The sequence below is a fragment of the Streptomyces sp. DH12 genome (genome assembly GCF_020873895.1).
Classification (GTDB): Bacteria; Actinomycetota; Actinomycetes; order Streptomycetales; family Streptomycetaceae; genus Streptomyces.
In genome coordinates, this window is sequence record NZ_JAHWGT010000832.1 from 1 (window position 1) to 479 (window position 479).

General features: G+C 76.6%; 1 protein-coding gene. It reads left to right on the top strand.

The window, feature by feature from the left end:
* Nucleotides 1-178: 178 nt before the first annotated feature.
* Nucleotides 179-479, top strand: a 301-nt coding sequence (locus tag LPA54_RS37310) for a condensation domain-containing protein (RefSeq protein ID WP_228984888.1), incomplete at its 3' end; no start/stop codon positions are given.

Sequence of the window (479 nt, forward strand, 5' to 3'; positions counted from 1 at the left end):
GATCGACCTGTCCCTGACCGCCGAACTCTGACCGCCGAACTCTGACAACCGGACTCTGCCCGTCGAACTCTGACCACCGGACTCCGCCGCCGAACCCGGACGGCCGCCCGCCGACGCCCGTCCGGTTCGCCGCCCGGCCCGCAGCTCTGCCCCATACCCTGAGATTCGGAGTGCCCTCATGACCACGTCCGACGTGCGCCCCGGCCCCCAGCCCGCAGGCGGTGGCCTCTCCCCGGCCGCCCGGCGACTGCTGGAGCAGCGGCTGCGCGGCCGGTCGGCCGTCCGCGACGACGGCCCCGTCCGCGTCCGGCCCCGCCCGGAACGAACCCCGCTGTCCCCGGCCCAGCAACGCCTGTACTTCCTGGACCGCCTCGACCCCGGCGCCGCGACCTACCTGCTGCCCGCCGCGTGGCGGCTGCGCGGCCCCCTGGACGTGCCGGCCCTGCGCGCCGCCCTCGCCGACCTCGTCGTACGGCACG